At 48.4% G+C, this 17,762-nt stretch carries 14 protein-coding genes; 6 read left to right on the top strand and 8 right to left on the bottom strand.

The window, feature by feature from the left end; translation table 11 throughout:
- Positions 1–67: 67 nt before the first annotated feature.
- Complete coding sequence (locus R70331_RS13550) at positions 68–583, bottom strand: MepB family protein (RefSeq protein ID WP_042176282.1); 516 nt, start codon at positions 581–583, stop codon at positions 68–70.
- A gap of 133 nt (positions 584–716) precedes the next feature.
- On the opposite strand from R70331_RS13550, the gene R70331_RS13555 reads away from it, so the two are divergent.
- From R70331_RS13555 to R70331_RS13565, 3 genes are all read left to right on the top strand, one after another.
- Positions 717–2,690 (top strand): methyl-accepting chemotaxis protein, encoded by a 1,974-nt coding sequence (locus R70331_RS13555; RefSeq protein ID WP_042176284.1) that lies wholly within the window; start codon positions 717–719, stop codon positions 2,688–2,690.
- 207 nt (positions 2,691–2,897) lie between these two features.
- Complete coding sequence (locus tag R70331_RS13560) at positions 2,898–3,584, top strand: TetR/AcrR family transcriptional regulator (protein WP_052419050.1); 687 nt, start codon at positions 2,898–2,900, stop codon at positions 3,582–3,584.
- Positions 3,577–4,464, top strand: coding sequence for an alpha/beta fold hydrolase (locus R70331_RS13565; protein WP_042176287.1), 888 nt, complete (start codon positions 3,577–3,579; stop codon positions 4,462–4,464). The genes R70331_RS13560 and R70331_RS13565 overlap by 8 nt, the downstream gene beginning before the upstream one ends.
- A 30-nt stretch (positions 4,465–4,494) precedes the next feature.
- Here R70331_RS13565 and R70331_RS13570 read toward each other — a convergent pair whose 3' ends face one another.
- Genes R70331_RS13570 through R70331_RS13580 form a run of 3 tightly spaced genes read right to left on the bottom strand, consistent with a single transcriptional unit; the run spans position 4,495 to position 6,780 of the window.
- The gene (locus R70331_RS13570; protein ID WP_042176290.1) at positions 4,495–5,205 is read right to left on the bottom strand and encodes an ABC transporter ATP-binding protein; all 711 of its coding nucleotides are present in this window, start codon (positions 5,203–5,205) and stop codon (positions 4,495–4,497) included.
- An 11-nt stretch (positions 5,206–5,216) separates the two neighbouring features.
- A complete protein-coding gene (locus R70331_RS13575; RefSeq protein ID WP_042176293.1) occupies positions 5,217–5,978 on the bottom strand; it encodes an ABC transporter permease in 762 nt (253 codons plus the stop codon).
- Complete coding sequence (locus tag R70331_RS13580) at positions 5,953–6,780, bottom strand: ABC transporter substrate-binding protein (RefSeq protein ID WP_052419051.1); 828 nt, start codon at positions 6,778–6,780, stop codon at positions 5,953–5,955. The genes R70331_RS13575 and R70331_RS13580 overlap by 26 nt, the downstream gene beginning before the upstream one ends.
- A gap of 539 nt (positions 6,781–7,319) precedes the next feature.
- Between R70331_RS13580 and R70331_RS13585 the strand changes: the two genes are divergently transcribed.
- Positions 7,320–9,395, top strand: coding sequence for a methyl-accepting chemotaxis protein (locus R70331_RS13585; protein WP_042176297.1), 2,076 nt, complete (start codon positions 7,320–7,322; stop codon positions 9,393–9,395).
- A gap of 53 nt (positions 9,396–9,448) precedes the next feature.
- Here the strand turns inward: R70331_RS13585 and R70331_RS13590 are convergent, their stop codons facing one another.
- Positions 9,449–11,737, bottom strand: a complete 2,289-nt coding sequence (locus R70331_RS13590) for a preprotein translocase subunit SecA (protein ID WP_042176299.1) — start codon at positions 11,735–11,737, stop codon at positions 9,449–9,451.
- Between the two features lie 37 nt (positions 11,738–11,774).
- Entirely contained in the window at positions 11,775–11,981 is a 207-nt protein-coding gene (locus R70331_RS13595) for a helix-turn-helix transcriptional regulator (RefSeq protein ID WP_042176301.1), read from the bottom strand.
- A 221-nt stretch (positions 11,982–12,202) separates the two neighbouring features.
- On the opposite strand from R70331_RS13595, the gene R70331_RS13600 reads away from it, so the two are divergent.
- A complete protein-coding gene (locus tag R70331_RS13600; protein ID WP_042176303.1) occupies positions 12,203–13,057 on the top strand; it encodes a CPBP family intramembrane glutamic endopeptidase in 855 nt (284 codons plus the stop codon).
- Between the two features lie 11 nt (positions 13,058–13,068).
- On the opposite strand, the gene R70331_RS13605 is transcribed toward R70331_RS13600, so the two are convergent.
- On the bottom strand, positions 13,069–13,296 hold the full coding sequence (locus R70331_RS13605) for a hypothetical protein (protein WP_042176306.1): 228 nt from the start codon (positions 13,294–13,296) through the stop codon (positions 13,069–13,071).
- Positions 13,297–13,601: 305 nt separating this feature from the next.
- On the opposite strand from R70331_RS13605, the gene R70331_RS13610 reads away from it, so the two are divergent.
- Positions 13,602–15,506 carry a serine hydrolase domain-containing protein gene (locus R70331_RS13610; RefSeq protein WP_042176309.1) on the top strand — a complete coding sequence of 635 codons (1,905 nt, stop codon included), beginning with the start codon at positions 13,602–13,604 and terminating at the stop codon, positions 15,504–15,506.
- A 98-nt stretch (positions 15,507–15,604) separates the two neighbouring features.
- Here R70331_RS13610 and R70331_RS13615 read toward each other — a convergent pair whose 3' ends face one another.
- Positions 15,605–17,665 (bottom strand): methyl-accepting chemotaxis protein, encoded by a 2,061-nt coding sequence (locus R70331_RS13615; protein ID WP_042176311.1) that lies wholly within the window; start codon positions 17,663–17,665, stop codon positions 15,605–15,607.
- Positions 17,666–17,762 lie beyond the last annotated feature (97 nt).

A 17,762-nucleotide genomic window follows, 5' to 3' on the forward strand; every position in this document is an offset into this window, starting at 1 on the left:
CCTCACTTTGTATGTATAATATTCTTCGTCTTACAATTGATAACATAAGTTATGCTTTATTACAAACCTAAATGACAAAATACAGCCGCTTTAACACCTCTAAAAGATCTTGATTTAGCGGTTCTACTCTGGAAAAATAAGGCTTTTGCCATTTCTGAGTGTGTGCTGCCTGCTTGCTGTATACGGTATCCCAATCCGGATAGACGCGCATCGCCATTTTCCCTTTTGCCGTTTCTGTTGCCAGGACCCCATTCTGCTTCAGAACATCCTTTGGAAACACAAACTGTCCCAATTCCGCGGTATCGGGATGGAAGGCATTAATCACCAATAGTTGAGGCGCTTCCGCATATGAAAATGCCCGGTTTTTGCTCTCGCTGTCCTTCTCCCAAAAGACGACAAACTGACCGGCCTTGGACGGAGTAGTCTTTGCAACACGAAATCGCACCGATATTCCATTTAACTGAAAAATTCCCGCTCCATACTCAGCATTCAACGGTTCTTCGCGCACGGATTCAACGATCAAACCTGCCTGTGTGTAAAAGGTATCATCAACGTAAGCTAACGTGCTGTGAAATATAGTCATGAGAGGCCTTCTTTCTGCTGATTAACTGAATGATACTAATCTAATTATGTATTCTTCAAATGAAAAAAGTAATGAAACAGTCAGAAAAACCGATATATTAAGTGATGAAAAAGATTGTAAAAGGGGAATGTACGTGAATCTGAAGACAAAAGTGATCATCCTTGTAACATCCATCTGTATTATTCTGGCGGTGCCGCTAAGCTACTTTTCACTGTTTCTGATCCAGAAGCAGACACATGATTCTATTGATGAACAGCTGAAGGGCACCGTCCAAAAAGCTGTTGCTGAAATTGACGGCTGGGCGCAGACTAATGCTAAAGTAATCGAAACCCTCGGTACGGTTATTGAACAGACAGTACCGCTGGAGGAAATCGGCATGGAGCATTTGCAGGCCTTTCAGCTGCCGGAGAACAAACAAGATATCGCTACCATTTATTTTGGCCTGGAGGACGGAACCTATATGGATGGTGCGGGATTTATTCCTGACGCCTCCTTTGATGCGCGCGAGCGTCCCTGGTATTTGGCCATTAAGGCAGCTGACAAGCTGACCATAAGCGATGCTTATACAACAAAAGCCGGAATTCAGTCTATATACATAGGGGTTCCGCTCCATGATCAGAACGGCGGGTTTAAAGGGGCAATGGCGGAGAATATCTCCCTTGATTCCATTAAGACGCGGATCAGCTCCATCGAGACGGACAATGGCTTTACTTTTTTGCTGGACCGTACGGGAGTCGTTCTTTCCCACCCGGAGCAGGAGCTGCTAAATAAGCCGCTGGCTGAACAGCCCGGTTATGCCGGCCTTGCCGAGCAAATGCTCAAGCAGCCTTCAGGCCATTCTGAATATGTGTATAACAAGGATGACCAATTAGTCTATTATGAGCAAATTCCGAGCACCGGCTGGGTTGTAGGAACCTCTATTTCCGAAAAAGAGGCATTTGCCGAGCTTATATTCACCCGGAAGCTTCTGATTAGTTTAGTCGTCCTGTTCAGTGTGGTATTAGCTGCGGGCGCCTATTTGTTCGCCCTAAAAGCGTTAAAGCCGTTGCTTAATATGAAAAAAAGTGCTGAGCAGCTTGCGGCCGGTGATCTGACTGTAAGTGTACCGGTGAAGGGGAAGGATGAGATCGCCCAGCTGGGATTATCCTTTAATGCAATGGCAGGCTCCCTGCGGAATCTGATTGCACAAGTGAATCAATCTGCGCAGGTTGTCCAGGATTCTTCCAGAATCATGTATAAGGATGCTCTGGGCAGTAATGAAATTGCCGGACAAATCTCGGCAGTTATTGACGATATTGCAAATGGGGCTTCAGAGCAAGCCGAGTCGATCCAGTCCGGTGCAGAAATGGTAGCGGATATCAACGAGGTTATTGATCAGATTGTGGAAGAGGCCAGACATGCTACATCTAATATTATGGATGTAAATCAGGCGATGGAGAGCGGTGTCGGAGCAATATCCCGGCAGAATGATCTGGTACAAGCCGGACAGCAGAACACCGGACGGGTTGAAGCCGCTAACGGGCTGCTCTTGGACAAAATAAATGAAATATCCTTCATCACGAATAGCATTCAGGCGATTGCAGCCCAGACGAATTTGCTTGCGCTGAATGCTTCCATAGAAGCAGCACGGGCCGGAGAGCATGGCAGAGGCTTTGCAGTCGTCGCCGGTGAAGTCCGCAAGCTGGCTGAACAGTCCTCCCATTCGGTGACCGGCATTGATCAGCTGCTTAAGGATCTCAATGAGGCCGGGCGGCAAAGCGCCGGCGAGCTGGAACAGCTCCGCGTAAATAGCGAGTCTCAGCTGAGCTCAATGGAAGAGACATCAGAATCATTTGACCGCATACGCAAATCAGTTGAGGACATCATTGCCAAGCTGGGCTTTATAGCGGACGGCATGACCGAGCTGAAATCCGGATCAGGCCAGGTATCCGACGTGATTACAGGTCTGGCCGCTGTTGCCGAGCAGAGTGCAGCCTCAACAGAAGAGGCAGCTTCCTCAACAACAGAACAGACTGCAACAATCAGCGCCATATCCGATACCGCTAAGGAGCTGACCGTAAGTGCGGAGCAGCTAATTCAGGAAATAAATAAGTTTAAGACACAATAATAGATGAGAAATTTGTAAAGCAGCTGACCCCGGTTAACGGGATCAGCTGCTTTTGTTGTTTATTAGGTTTATTATCAGGAACTGCGGTCGAGGTCATTATTTATAGCAGAGCAGGCTGTAAATTTCATCTTTACTAACTAACGCCCGTTAGTTATACTGGGGATATCAGGATTAATTTAACAATTTATAGAAAAGGAGGATCTGCTTATGAACACGGTTAGTGTATCGGGGATATTTGTTGATACAACAGGAGTTTTGATCGGGAATCAGAATAAAAATTTGATTCTAAAAGTTGCTATAGATCTCTTTTCTCAAAAGGGATATAATGCCGTTTCGATTCGTGATATTACCAGAGAGGTCGGGATTAAGGAAAGCTCTCTGTACAACCATTTTAAGAGTAAAGCATTCATTCTGGAGACGATTTACTACAACTTTAGGATGGAAATAGCAAAAATTATACCGCCGCAGGATAGGCTTGATGACATTACGGCTGCTATGAATATAGAGTTATTTTTGACACAAGGGTTTCAGAATTTTCTGGAGCATATTCAAAATCCGGAGACGGAGAAAATATGGCGGATTATCTATCTGGAACAAGTCAGGGATGATGTTGCGAGGGCAATCTATCTTAACAATATTGTTGCAGGTATAACGGATAGTATGACAGTGGTGTTTGAAAAATATATCGCTCTTGGTCAAGTCAAGCCGTACGACCCCCGAATGCTCTCCATTCAGTATCAGTATCCCTTGCTTCAAATGGTTAACTCCTTTATTTTAAGCAGAATTGACGGACAGGAAACTGCTGGAGTTGAACAAATGATGGTGAAGCACATTCATTTTTTTCTAAGCATGTTCCGCAAGGATATAGAAGAGGGAGGATTGCTGAATGTATGAAGATCATCAAGTAATTTCAATCTACAGGAAGGCGGGCAAGCCTGACAGTGTTATGGAGGCTTACAATAATACGCTGCAGTTGTGGAAAGTTCAAGTTGAGTCTAAATATATTGCCACCTCTTTTGGTGATATCCATGTTCTTGTGGCGGGACCGGAAGATGCCGAACCAATGGTCCTTCTGCACGGTTTTGGATTCAGTTCGACAGTCTGGCTGGATAATATTGAAGCAGTAAGCACTTGTTACCGGGTGTATGCAATTGATTTTCCCGGTGATATTAACAAAAGCATTTCAACCCGGCCGATTAAGAGCAAAGAGGAATGTGCAGCGTGGTTTGCTGAGGTACTCGATGGGCTGGACATAGATAGGGTTCATGTATGCGGACATTCTTTTGGCGGATTTATAGCTTTGGTGCTTGCAGCCCGATTATCCTCACGTATTCAAAAGATAATTGCCTTAGCTCCGGGAGCAAGCCTGCAGCCGCAGAGTAAAGCATTCTTCATACGCTCCTTATTTGCAGGATTAATGCCCACAACAACAAGGTTAACGAAATTAATGGATTATATGACGGGCAAAGGGAACAGCGTAAATGAGACAATCAAAAACCAGTTCATAACAGGTATGCAGCATGCGCTGCCCCGGACCAGATTATTTGTATCCTGCCTTAACGATGATGAATTACAGCTAATAAGCAATCCTGTCTTGCTGATAATAGGGGATCAGGATATCCAGTATAATGTAAATAGAGCCGTTGAACGGGCCAACAAGCTAATACATAACATTGAAGCCTCGATTATTCCCCGTACCGGGCATGGGCTTCCGCTAGAAAGACCTGAACTAGTGAATGGTCTAATACTGGATTTCCTGGGGCGGAAGCCGTAATGCAACAGTACTATTTCGAATTATATGATGCTATTGCACATCCAACAGCTGATCCAGAATATCAGTCCGGGTCAGCATCAGCTCCTGATCCTTCAGGGAGCGGCTGCGCTGCGGCGTGTTAATCTCAATCCGTTTTACAATTCTGCCGGGATGCCGGGACAGAATCAGAATTTCATCGCCGAGCAGCAGGGCTTCGTCGATGTCGTGAGTTACAAATACGATGGCGCATTGCCTTCGTTCCCACAGCACAATCAGCTTGTGCACCAGATCAAACCGCAGATGATAGTCCAGGGAATGAAACGGTTCATCCATCAGCAGTGCATTGCCTCCATGATAAAAGGCGCGGGCAATTGAGCAGCGCTGGCGCATCCCGCCGGACAGCTGATGGGGATAATGATCCTTGTAGCCGGAAAGTCCGACCTCATCCAAAAAACTGCTGATTTCCGCCCGGGCAGCGGCGGGCTCGTTATCCCTCACAAAACCAATATTCTCGCTTACCGTAGACCATGGCAGCAAACAATCCTCCTGAAAAACATAGGAGAGCTTCAGCTTGGGGCTGGTAATGACACTGCCGGAATCGGCGGCTTCCGTCTGTGAGAGGATATTTAGCAGTGTTGATTTACCTGCCCCTGACGGACCGAGCAGGCATATTATTTTGGACGGCTGCAGGGAAAGGTTAATCTTCTCAAGGACCGGTACTCCGGAATAGCATTTGGATACATCTTGCAGTGTTATAAGCATAAGACCCATCCTTATTTGTTCAAATGAGCGGGCAGACTTACTCTGCTGCGGAACAGATACATAATGCACAGCTTGATTACATTCCAGAAAACAGCCATGAACAACGCCAGGGCAAACACACGGCTCGTTTCCAGATTCGTTCTGGCATCGGACAGCAGGCTGCCTATGCCGTCGGTGGAGGTCAGCAGCTCAGCCATCACGGCCAGCTTCCAGCCCAGACCGGCTGCTGTTATCATCCCGGACTTCAGATGGCTGCTGAGTGAAGGCAGAATGATATGCCGCAAGACCTTCTGACGGGGAATGTGGTATACCTGGGCCATCCGCAATAATTTGCTGTCGATGGATGCAAAACCTTCGTGCAGATTAACAACCAGAACAGGTGTAGTAGACAGTACAATAATAAAAATAGACGGGACATCCGTAAGACCGAACCAGATAATTGCGATACCCAGCCAGGCGATTGGCGGGATGGACTGCATCATATCGATTACAGGCTCCAAATAGGGCTTACAGCTCTTACGGAGTCCAATCAGCAGACCCAGGCTCCCGCCCAGCAGCAGCACACAAATCATTCCGATTATCAGTTTGTTAAGAGTCCGGTAAACAGCGTAATAGAATTCCGGGTCACCCAAATAATGTAGGAAGGTCCGGATGGTCTCCAGCGGTCCAGGCAGGACAAACGGGTCCATCTGGAGAGCGGCTATTTGCCACAGCAGGCAGATGGCCAGCAGGGACAGTCCTTTTTTGCTAAGGCTGGTAATAGAACTGTTCATCGGGAAGCTTGCCTCCAATGCTGTCCTTGCTGTAATTCATAAGGGTCTGATAATAAGTGGCCAGAACCTCCTTGCTGTCAGAAGCGGAAGCGAAGGCCAGGGCCATGTGAGGGATTGCCTGTTCAACAACTGCAGCATCCAGCTTGAAGGTTTTGTTGGCTAGTGCACCTGCTTCTTTGGGATTCTCGAGCGTCCATTCCAGCGCTTTCTGATATTCCTCCTGGAATCGGGCAACCAGCTCAGGCTGGCTTGTAAGGACGGATCGTTTTGTGGCAAGGCCGGCGTTAGGCAGATCCGTGCTTAAACCGGTGACCTGCTGCCATTCTTTTTTATAATCCACGATGGAGCGCACCTGGTCATTTTTCATCTGAATCGCGGTAATCTGCGGCTGGATACTAACGATTGTAGAGGCTTTTCCAGACAGCAATAATTGGGCACCTTCGGCAAGCTGAGTATACTGCAGGTCTACATCTATACCTGGTTCAAGACCGTTCTGCTTCAAAAAGGTCTGTGTAATATAATCAACCGGTGAGGATTTCATCGGCACATAGAGCGTTGTTCCTTTGAGGTCAGCCCAGCCCTGCACAGCAGGATCTGTCGTAACCATGTCCATTACAGACCATGTGTTAATATTCATCAGAGACAGGTCCATCCCTTTATTGTACATAACCACGGCATTATTCAGCGGCAGGGCGAGGAAGCTGACTTTCGCATCGTTTGCCAGAGCCGTAAGCGTATCGATAGATTCCCAGGACTGAAAATTGATGCTTACGGAATCGCCCAGAGCTTTGGATTCAATCATTCGGAGTATCGGTAAGGAAGGGGGAGACGGCGGGCCGGCGACTGTAATGCTTATTTGTTCTATAGGAGCGGCCGTAGGCACGGCAGCGGATTCGGCTGTTTGAGGTTCCTTTTGCCCGGCACAGGCACTCAAAATAAAAGATAAGCTTAACAGGAGACTGAAAATAATAGTGCATGAAGATTTACGGTTCATAGTGGAGTTCCTTTCAAATCATTATTTTGGCTGAAAAGGGGTTGTTGTCCCTTTCGGATTATGCGCATGGTAGAGCAACTATAGCCCCCTTGTTTCATTAATATGATAATGAGAATCAATATCATTTGTATTAGTATAGCAGAGTGAGTATTGTGACTCCGTTGCTATGGCAACAAAAGGCTGGAAATATTGTGAACACAAAAAAGCCGCCGTGAACGATCCCGGACAGCTTCGTCAAATAATTACAACATTTTTTGCGATAATTCGACATCACATAATATTTGGATCATAAATCTCCGTTACAATTTCAATAAGGTTGAATTCAAAGCTGTGGGGGAGAGATTACGATGGGAGAAAAGTTCTTAGAGAAAAAAAGACATAAAGGGTTTAAAAGTATCCGAACAAGAACCTTTGCAATTATTTTGCCTGCCTTTTTGGTTACATTGCTCATTGTTGGTGTTGTTGCTTATAGTTACTCGAGATCCATTATCCAGCAGCAGATTCAAAATAAAATGGACATTCAGCTGTCTGAAGTAACCAGTCAAATTAATGCCAATTTAACGGCGCACGGTAAGGTGCCTGAGGTGCTGGCACGTACGCTGGAAACGGCTGCCTCCGGCTTTTCGCTGGAGCAGTACCGGACCATGCTGAGTCACGCTCTGGAGAGTAATGAGGATACGTTCGGGCTTGGTATTTATTTTGAACCCGGCCAATATGCGCCTGATACGCAGCTATTCTCTACCTATGCTTACCGGGACGGGGAACAGATTGTAACGACTGAACAATACAGCGATCCTTCCTATTATTATCCTGGTCAGGCCTGGTACATAATCGGCAAAGACAAGACCGGGATTACCGATCCGTATTACGATCCGGGAACGGAGATTACGATGACTACGTTTGCGGTGCCATTTTTTCAGGGTGACCGATCGCTTCAGGGTGTTATTACAGGAGATATCAATCTGACAACCATGCAGCAGCAGATTGAGGCTACACGAGTAGGAGACTCCGGGTTTGCAGTGCTGCTGGACACCCAGGGGAGTTATATCGCCGGTCCTGACGCGGACAAGCTTATGAAGCTGAGAATAACGGAGGAAAGCAATGAATCCCTTGCGCAGGCAGGAACGGAATTGATAGCCGGGGAAAGGGGGATGGTCAAGTATACAAGTGATAACGGCATAGAGCAGCTGTATTATCAAAAGCTTCCGGCAACCGGCTGGACGCTTGGCTTGACGATTTCTGAAGCGGAGCTTTACGCGCCCCTGCAATCTCTGCTGCTCACCATTATCCTGGTCGGCGCAGCAGGGCTGCTCATCACGATAGTTGCGGTACACCTTTACAGCAGAGCGATTGCCAAACAGCTTGATGAGGTGAATTCATTAGCGGAAGCGATGGCAGAGGGCGATTTCACGCGGACACTGCCAATCAGCGGTGCCGACGAATTCGCCCGTATGGCAGGACACATTAACCGGATGCTGTCACGGATCCGTGAGCTGCTGATTCAGGTGAGTGATAATACGCTTCAGGTAGCTTCCACCTCGGAGCAGCTGATGAGCAGCTCAATCCAGACAGAGGAAACAACAGGGGAAGTAGTGCGGGCGATAAAAGGGGTGGCGTCTGGTGCAGACACCCAGCTTCAAGCAACCGGTGAATCAGCGCGGGCAATGGAAGAAATGTCGGCAGGTGTTCAGCGGATTGCTGAGTCAGCGGTACACACCGCCGAAATGACAGAGCTGGTGTCAGAACAGGCGAACAGCGGGAATGACAAAATAGCCGAAATTAAAGCCCAGATGCAGATGATTGAGCGCACGGTGACAGAGACTTCCGGGCATATGGCTAAGCTGGCCGGCTGGACCGGGCAAATTGGCAGCTTTGCAGGGATTATTGCCGAAATCAGCAGCCAGACCAACATGCTGGCTCTTAATGCTTCGATCGAAGCGGCACGTGCAGGCGTCTATGGCCGAGGTTTTGCCGTCGTAGCAGCCGAGGTCAAAAAGCTCTCAGAGCATACGGCTGACGCCGCCGGCAGGATTGGCGGTCTGATTGTCGAGATTCAGGCGGGGAGCAGCCGGGCTGTGGAGTCCACAAGTCATAACAGCCGGCTTGTGAACACCGGTATGCAAAGAATCAGTGAAGCGGGGGAGATGTTCAGCGGTATACTGCATGGGATTCGTGAGATTAATTCCCAGATTCATGAGGTGTCCTCCTCATCCGAGGAGCTGCTGGCCGGAACAGAGCAACTGACTGCCACTGTTGACCAGCTTGCTGAAATTGCCCGCAAGGCCGCCGGTCATACACAGAATGCGGCATCGTCATCCGAGGAGCAGCTGGTCTCCGTACAGGAGGTGGCTTCTGCTTCTAAAGCGCTGGCTTCAAGGGCAGATGGACTGCAGCTGCTGATTGCGCAGTTTAAGGTGAGCTGACAGCAGCTGCTAACCAATAATGGATTCGTCTCGTCAATAGAAGCCAGGCCAACTCAATACTTAGGCAGCTTAATAACCGGTGACAATATCCACTTTAAAGGCTTGCGGAGCCAATAGGACAGTACGGTAGCAGCGGTCCATGAGCTACGTTTATCCTGGATGTATTGGTCATTGATAATATAAGTCCGGGTGGAGGGCGGACTCATCAAGCCAAGCTTTTCCCAATCTGCCGGGTCATTCGAGCCTCCAAGTTTAGCAAGCATTTTGGCTGAAGCCTTATCGATTTTGGCATGAAGCTGCTCGAAGGCTTGGCTGGTCTGGTGATGAAATTCGTCAATCGGATTGCGGCTGGCAAGGCTCTCCAGGTGAATGCTTTCGCGCAGGTAAGAGATGTAGGCCAAATGCTCAGCCCAAAACTCGTCAATATAAAAGAGCCGGACCCGCTGCTCCGAAGGGCTCAGCCCTTGTCTGCCTCTCAGAATATCCAGCCGTTCACTGTACAGAATCCGTCTCTGATCCTCTACCATATCAGAATAACCGTTCAGCTCCTGGTGAATTTCAAAGTTCTGGCCCATAATAACGCGCTGTATATGTGTGATTGTGCTGCGGAGTGCCGGATCTTCGAGAGCGTCATCCTGCCGTGGCGTATGAACGGCCTTTTCATTGCCGAAGCGCAGCATCAGCTCATCCTCTAGGCTTACAAAAAATACAGATGAACCCGGGTCGCCCTGGCGCCCGGAACGCCCGCGCAGCTGATTGTCGATCCGCACACTTTCGTTCACATGTGTACCGATTACATATAGCCCTCCCAGCATGGCAACAGCGTCGGCCTGCCGGGGATCGCCGCCGCCGAGCCGGATATCGACACCGCGTCCTGCCATATTCGTTGATACGGTCACGGCACCGAGCACACCCGCTTTGGCGATAATTCCGGCTTCCTCTGCGTCGTTCTTGGCATTCAGAACATGGCAGGGTACACCGGCGGCTGTCAGTGCCCCGGCCAGCAGGTCTGATTCCTCAACGCTTGAAGTCCCTATGAGAATTGGGCGCCCTGTGGCATGGACTGAGGAAATATCCTTAACAAGCGCATGAAGTTTGGCTGCTTTATCGGTATAGATCCGGTACGGATGGTCTATCCGATTGTTGGGACGGTTAGGCGGGATTTGTACGACCTGCAGGCTATAGGTCTTATCGAATTCCATAGCTGATGCACGGGCTGTTGCCGTCATGCCGCAAATTTTCGGATACAGGCTGATAAAGTGCTGGACGGTGATCGTTCCCAGGATTTTACCGCCGGCTAAGGAAGTTAGTCCTTCTTTGGCAACAAGCGCAGCCTGCAGTCCTTCCGGCAAATACCGGTTCTCCGCGACGCGCCCGGTGTATTCCTCGATTAGCTCGATTTTACCGTCCCGGACGATGTAATCGATGTCTTTTTTCATCAATGCTTCCACATGCAGTGCACAATTCAGAGACGTCAGCAAATGGCTGTTATGGCTGTCATACAAATTGCCGCATCCCAGCAGCAGCTCTGCTTGTACAGCACCTGCTTCATTCAGATAGACATTGCGCTTAAAGTCGTCAAAGTCGTAATGCTCAGCCGCTTGAAGCTGCCGGGCCACCTCTGAGAACCGCAGGTCCTCATTTGTTGAAGTGCTTGTGTCACCGCTGATGACGAGCGGCACCCTGGCTTCGTCAAGAAGCAGTGAATCCGCTTCGTCTACAATGACATAGTGGAAGGGACGGTGTACGGTATCGGCTTCGTTTAAGACGATGGAGTCGCGCAAATAATCGAATCCCGCCTCTTTTGCCGTAACATAAGTTATATCACTGGCATACGCTTCCCTTTTCATAGGCAGACTCATGCCTGCTTGAACCGCATTGACGGATAACCCCAGGAAACGATAGACCGGTCCCATCCACTGTGCATCCCGATTAGCCAGATAATCATTGAAGGTCAGCACATGCACACCTTGTCCGGTCAACGCGTTCAGATAAGCGGGCATAACGGCAGACAAAGTTTTACCTTCGCCGGTGTGCTGTTCGATCAAACAACGCTCGTGCAGGGCAATGGCGGCCATAATCTGGACCTTGTAAGGCTGTAACCCGAGGGTCCGCTTCGCCGCTTCACAGACTACAGCATAAGCATCCACCAGCAGCTCATCCACAGCCGTGCCGGATTGTGCAGCCATCTGCAGCCGGAGAGATTCCTTCTGAAGCTGTTCATCGTCCCAAGCTGCCAGATTTCTGGCTCTGATAAGCTCTGCTTTGTGCTGAAGGCTTTTTAATTTATTCTGATTATCATAGTCTTTAAAAGAACGGAGTAATCGGCCGGCTATATTCATTGGATTAAATCCCCTCTCGATCGAATACCGCTAGATTTTATTCAGCTTCTTCTTTCAGATAAAATACATCTTCGACATTCAGATGGAAGGCGGCGGCGATTTTTAGAGCAAGGGTAACAGAAGGGGAGTAGTCTCCTTTTTCTATCAGCCCTATGGTCTGGCGTGTGGCTCCAATTGCATCAGCCAGGTCCTGCTGTGACCATCTGAAGCGTGCCCTGAGTTCACGGACGTTGTTAGCAAGCATACTGCAGTTCCTTTCCAGATAATGTATTAGGGGTAATTGTAGCCTTTCGAGAGAGAAATGTAAATGATGTATTGCATTTTGGAAGGTTTATTAGACATTTTTGAATAGATGCTGAATATACTTTTTGTCAAACATACTCCTAAATATGCAAAGAAATAGGGGTAGAAGAACTGTCGGAAGCATAATACTAAGAGGATGTCATAATCGTTTAGGAGGCCAATATGATTTTTAAAACAAAACGTAATCTCATTATTTTCAGCTTTGTGGTATTAGCCAGTGGATGGGGTGGCGTGCTGCTGGACGGTTTGCTTAAGGAGCAGACTGAAGGGGATACGCTTGGCATGGGTGTGTGGCTCGTTATTCCGCTGGTGACAGTTCTACTATTGCGACTCTTTGCCGGAGATGGCTGGAAGGATGCCGGATTTCATCCACGGTTAAAAAGCAAGCTTAAGTGGTATGTGGTTGCCTTATTCATTTTTCCTATGGTGACAGCGATTGTTCTCTTGGCAGGCAGCTTAGCAGGTTGGATCGACTTGTCCGGTTTTCGGGCGAAGCCTTCTTTTTCGGGCGTGTTTCTGGGGTTGCTGTTTGGTCAATTTATAAAAAATATCTTTGAGGAGGCTGTGTGGCGGGGTTACTTGACCTCAAAGCTTGTACAGCTGCAGCTTAAGGACTGGCTGATTTACGGAATTGCCGGTTTTATATGGGGAGCATGGCATATTCCATACTACCTGGTTTTTCTGCCGGCCTCTGATATGTACAGTATCTTACCCGTTGATAAGGTTACTTTTGCCGCGATTGCCATTGTAAATATGATGTGCTGGTCCATTCTGTTTGTTGAACTTTTTAGAGTGGCGGGATCTATCTGGCCGTGCATCATTATGCACTCGGTGGAGGATGCGCTAATCAACCCATTAGTAATTGACGGATACATAGCTGTTGCTGCTGGAAAAGAGTGGATCATCTCTCCCATTGCGGGTATGCTAGCGAGTTTGTTATATGTAGGGGCCGGACTTATCATTCGAAAGATAAGAGTTCGGAAGTCCAGTCCGGCCGGCCTTGATCTAATTGTCTGATTATCTATTATCTAGTATCTATTCTCTTTATCTGTTGAACCGGATTCCTGACGCTTAATGGCTTCCTCATCGCGTACCGCGTTCAATTCATACTCGTTCTGGTGGAATTCCTTCAGCATATTACGGTAAATATGAGCTTCCTGAAGGTTTAGGCCATCACGGTTTTCTTTTAAGACCCAATTCTCAACGGTTTTTTTTAAAAGCTCGCTTTTTCGCTCCAGCAGTTCTGTATAACTCAATTTACTTCATCCTTTCCGGTATAGGTGATCGGTAGGTTTAACGTTACACCCGGCGTAATGTTTAAAATTATACAGGAAAGCCTGAACGTTCCCAATTCGCGTCAGCCGTCCTTATATAGACTGAGCACGGCGCTGACAGGAACAGCAGGCCTCAGCAGGCTTCTTCGTAAAAGTCCGGCCGGATGCTCCGGTATGCTGGCTGATGCGTGATCGGTTCTATTTTATATTATTAGGTTGCATGGAAGGTATTTTGGTAGAATAGGGGGTGACAGCAGTAATTTACCCGACAACAAGGAGAGGTTTCATTGTTAAGAAGAGGAATGATACTTGTATTTTCGGTCCTATTGCTATTATCCGGCAGTATGACAGTATTTGCAGCCGGGAAGACAGGAGAGGGAGCGACACCTTCCGGTATTCCGCTGGCCGGCCTGGAAGCTTTTGTCGACAATTATGTAAAAGAGTACATAGGACAAAAGACGGTAGGCGCATCCGTTGTTATGGTGAAGGATGGCCAGGTCGTTCTGTCCAAGGGTTACGGCTTCGCCGATGTAGAACAGCAGATCCCTGTCTCCCCGGATACGGTGATGGAGTGGGGCTCCATCAGCAAGCTGGCCGTATGGACTTCAGTGATTCAGCTGGCGGAACAAGGGAAGCTTGATCTGAATCAGGATATCCGCAGCTATCTGCCGCCGGATTTTCTGACCAGGCTGAAATACAGCGAGCCGGTTACGATGCTCAATCTGATGAACCATAATGCGGGTTTTGAAGAGTATATGTTCGATATGGCCTATCAGTCCCCTGAGGAGGTGCAGTCACTGGAAGCCGGGCTGCGGCTTGCCCAGCCGGCACAGATTTTCAGACCCGGGGAGGTGGTGGCTTACTCGAACTACGGGAATTCACTTGCTGCTTATATTGTGGAGTTAATCAGCGGCCAGCCCTATCATGATTATGTGCAGGAGCATATTTTTGAGCCGCTGGGTATGCAGGATTCCATTGCGTATTCCGTTGTAGAAGACCGTCCTGAGCTGCTTGAGCATAAGGCTAAGGGATATTTCTTCGAAGAAGAGGGCTCCTTCACGCAAGGATCATGGAATTATATGTCCATGTATCCTAACGGCGGCAATAACGGGACTGCAGAGGATCTAGCTAAGTTTGCAATGGCATTTATGCCTGCGGCAGGAGAACAATCCCCACTGTTTGAGAAGCCGGAGACGCTGGAGAACATGCTGGCCCGCAGCTATTCCACCGCTGAAGGGATGCCAGGCATTGCCCATGGCTTCTGGGAGTATCCGGGTACGCTGCGGACGCTGGGGCATGGCGGAAATACGATTGCTTTTGCTACTAATCTGCAGATTGTGCCTGAAGACCGGTTTGCAGTTATTATTATGACCAATCAGGCTGGTGAATCCAATATCGTGCATGGCCTGACCAAAGAGATCGTAGGCATGCGCGAGCTGACAGAGACTGTGGATCTGCCCGATACCTCTGAGGTGCAGGGCGAGTTCATGGCTGCGCGGCGTCCGGGGTATGGCTTCATGAAGCTATTTCCTTATCTGACGCTGATGAAGCTTAAGCCGCAGGGTGAGAATCAGCTTCAGGTATCTCTTGCAGGCATGACTGGAAGCTATCAGCAGGTTGAGCCGTACCTTTACCAGAAGGTGGGCGGAGATTCGGCACTCGATGTCTGGCCGATGCTGTACGCTAAGATGGGGGATGGCAAGGTGGAGGCAATCTCAGTCTACACCTCCGATTATTTACCGCTGCCGGCCGGCAGAACAATGCCTGTGCTTATTATCAATGCCGTACTTGCAGTGCTGGCTGTCGCCTATTTCATTATCTCCCCGTTTGTATTGCTGGTGCAGGCTGTTTTGAAAAAACGCAGAGCCAGTAGACACTCTGTGTCAGGCGCCGGGAGCCGCAGACTGGTGACCTGCCTTTCCCTCACAGGTACAGGCATTGTGGCGAACAATCTGATTTTGGCTCTAAGGATGCTCAGCAACAATGAGCGTGCATATTCCGAAGTCTATCCGCAGCTTGTAATTAACTACGTCCTGACCGGACTGGCGGTGCTATTTGTCGCGGCGCTGCTAATATCCTGGACATCTAAACGTTCTGCATTAACCGTCCGTGATAAGCGGGCAGCCATTCTGCCCATCGTAATGATTGCTGTACTGGCAGGGTTGCTGGTTTTCTGGCAATTCTACAGTTAAGCAAGCTTATGGTAATGCCCATACAAAAGGCCTGCGCTTAGCGCAGGCCTTTTGTATTCATTAGCTTGACTGTTCGGGCAGTCCCTATAATTGCCCCGTCACTCAACCTTAAATTGTTTTAATTCTTCCTCCAGCCTTTGGGAGATTTGGCTCAACTGTCTGGATAATTCGGCGACCTGCTCAATACTGCTTAATTGCTCCTGTGTATTGGCGCTCACCTCTTGTGTGGAGGCGGAATTCTCCTCGGTTGTGGAAGAGATGATCTCAATTGCCTGTAAAATCTCATCCTTGTGCTTATGGACAATGGAGGTATTATTGCTGATCTGAATCATCCGTAGCTTCAATTCCCCCAGATCCCTGTTCAGATCAAAGAAGACCTGCTTCGCATTCTCTACGGACCGGGCATTTTCCCCGGCAATCTTCAAGCCATTATTAGTGTGCTCTACGGAGATTACTGTTTTTTCTTCAATGGCGCTGACTTTTTTGTAGATTTCCTGAGTGGCTAACGCCGTTTGTTCAGCGAGCTTCCGGACTTCTCCGGCCACCACCGCAAATCCCCGGCCATGTTCACCTGCACGTGCAGCCTCTATAGAAGCGTTGAGCGCCAATAGGTTGGTCTGGGTGGCGATCTGATTAACGGTGCCCACAATGCCTGTAATCTCGTGCCGGCTGGTATCAATTTCCTCTATAATAGACGATACTGCCTGAGTTGATCTGTGATTGTCTTCAGCGGATTGGGATAGCTGCTCTACCAAGGCAAGACCTGTTTCGCTCAGCTGCACAGATATTTGCGCCATCGATTCCACAGCCTGCGCATCACTGGTGATTTCGTTAATCTGATCCGACAGAGCCCCTGTCTTGCGCAGAATACTTTCTGATTCCGTTGACTGGTAATTTGTGGCGTTGGCAATCTCATTGATGGCTGTCGCCGTTTCGTTCATCGTTATGGCAGTGCCGGCAGAAATACTTTGCAGGTTATGGGAAGACTGGCTCAACACCTGGGTAGTATTGCTGATGACTTGGATCATGCCCTGAATCTTCTGGACCATGCTGGAAATACCTTGGGCAATCTGTCCGATTTCGTTGTCTGAATGTTCTTTGAACTGAACCGTCAGATCACCGTCTTCAATCCGTTTGATTGCAGTAAGCAGCCTTGGTATAGCTCTCAGCAGGTACCGGAGTGTGACATAACAGATTACCACCAAAAGAAGGGCAGCTGCTGAAAAACCGGCGATTGTGCTGCGGGTAAAGGATTTTAATTCGCTTAGCGCTTCTTGCTGAGTAATGGTCAAGCCGACAGACCACCCTGTATCCTTGCTGGTAGCGTAACCGATATAACGAGATTCACCATTATCATTTATCAGCTCTACGCCGGAATCGCCATTGACCATTTTTTTGCCGATTAAGCCGAGGTCACCAGAGCTCTCATTAATTTTTTCATTCATGACTTTGTCTTTGTCGGGGTGATACAGCAGGTCGCCGGAGCGGGTGGCCAGGATGGAATAACCGGTGCTTCCCAGAGAGTAGCTCTGCATGATGGCCGGAATGTCATCGAAGGCAATGTCTGCGGCAATAAAGCCGATCAGCTGATTGCTGTCATTTTTAATCGGATAAAAGATACCCATCAGCAAAGTGCCGGTGTTGACATCAGCATAGGGCTCAGAATAATACAGGCCGTCGGCGTCGGATGCAGGCTTGAAGTAGGGACGTGAACGGATATCAAAATCAGACTTGGAGCCAACACCGTCATTTTGCAGGAAATAGCCCTTCCCGGATAATCCGGCAACCCAGGCATCGGCAAAGGACGGCTCTGCTTTTACAATTTCCGCCAAGGTCGCTATGGTGTCAGCAGCATGTGGGGATGTGGTCACTTGTTCTGGTGTTGTACTCTCAATATATTGCCTGAAAAGATCGTTCGTGGACATTTGTTTGACGAGTGAGCCCTTTTCCTTAAACAAGGCATCGAATTGGCTGACAATCCCCTGTGTTTGGGTCATGAGTATAGACTCCTGCTGGTCAACCAGAATGCTTTTGGTGTTCGAAAAGAAGAAGGTACCGAGAATCGAGAAGACGACAACGATGATGACTAGCAGGATGAGGGCCAAAGTGTTTGCAATGCTCGATGAACGAAAAGCCCGTTTTTTGATAAGCTGTGACATAAGTCATCCCCCGAAAGTATTATTGAGCGAAAGCTCTTAAATAATATGTCGGAATATGGGCGATAATCTTTTAGATTTATGAAAAAACCGGTTTGGA

Origin of the sequence: Paenibacillus sp. FSL R7-0331 (assembly GCF_000758645.1) — a bacterium.
GTDB lineage: Bacteria > Bacillota > Bacilli > Paenibacillales > Paenibacillaceae > Paenibacillus_AQ > Paenibacillus_AQ camerounensis.